Annotated in this window: 1 protein-coding gene; it reads right to left on the bottom strand. The window is 44.0% G+C overall.

The genetic code is table 11. From position 1 onward, the window contains the following. Positions 1-923: leucine-rich repeat domain-containing protein (locus MiSe_RS49310; RefSeq protein WP_226594898.1), on the bottom strand; the 923-nt coding region annotated here is incomplete at both ends.

Here is a 923-nt window from a genome sequence, read left to right as displayed (position 1 = left end):
ATCTGATTGCCGCTGAGATACAGTTGTGTCAGATTGGTGAGGGAAAAGAGGGGACTAATATCTGCGATCTGATTGCCGCTGAGATACAGTTGTGTCAGATTGGTGAGGGAAAAGAGGGGACTAATATTTGCGATTTGATTGCTGCTGAGATTCAGGGATGTCAGATTGGTGAGGGCTTTGAGGGGACTAATATCTGTGATTTGATTGTTGTAGAGATTCAGGGATGTCAGATTGGTGAGGGCTTTGAGGGGACTAATATCTGTGATTGGATTGTTGTAGAGATTCAGGGATGTCAGGTTGGTGAGGGCTTTGAGGGGACTAATATCTGTGATTTGATTGCTGTAGAGAGTCAGGTTTGTCAGATTGGTGAGGGCTTTGAGGGGACTAATATCTGTGATTTGATTGCTGTAGAGAGTCAGGTTTGTCAGATTGGTGAGGGCTTTGAGGGGACTAATATCTGTGATTTGATTGTTGTAGAGAGTCAGGTTTGTCAGATTGGTGAGGGCTTTGAGGGGACTAATATCTGTGATTGGATTGTTGTAGAGATTCAGGGATGTCAGGTTGGTGAGGGCTTTGAGGGGACTAATATCTGTGATTTGATTGCTGTCGAGATTCAGGGATGTCAGATTGGTGAGGGAAAAGAGGGGACTAATATCTGTGATTGGATTGTTGTAGAGATTCAGGTATCTCAGATTGGTGAGGGCTTTGAGGGGACTAATATCTGTGATTGGATTGTTGTAGAGATTCAGGGATGTCAGATTGGTGAGGGCTTTGAGGGGACTAATATCTGTGATTTGATTGTTGTAGAGATTCAGGGATGTCAGATTGGTGAGGGCTTTGAGGGGACTAATATCTGTGATTTGATTGTTGTAGAGATTCAGGGATGTCAGATTGGTGAGGGCTTTGAGGGGACTAATATCTGT

It is taken from the genome of Microseira wollei NIES-4236 (genome assembly GCF_020521235.1).
Taxonomy (GTDB): domain Bacteria; phylum Cyanobacteriota; class Cyanobacteriia; order Cyanobacteriales; family Aerosakkonemataceae; genus Microseira; species Microseira wollei.
Note: the sequence above shows the minus strand (reverse complement) of the source record. Positions and strands in the feature narration are given on the sequence as shown.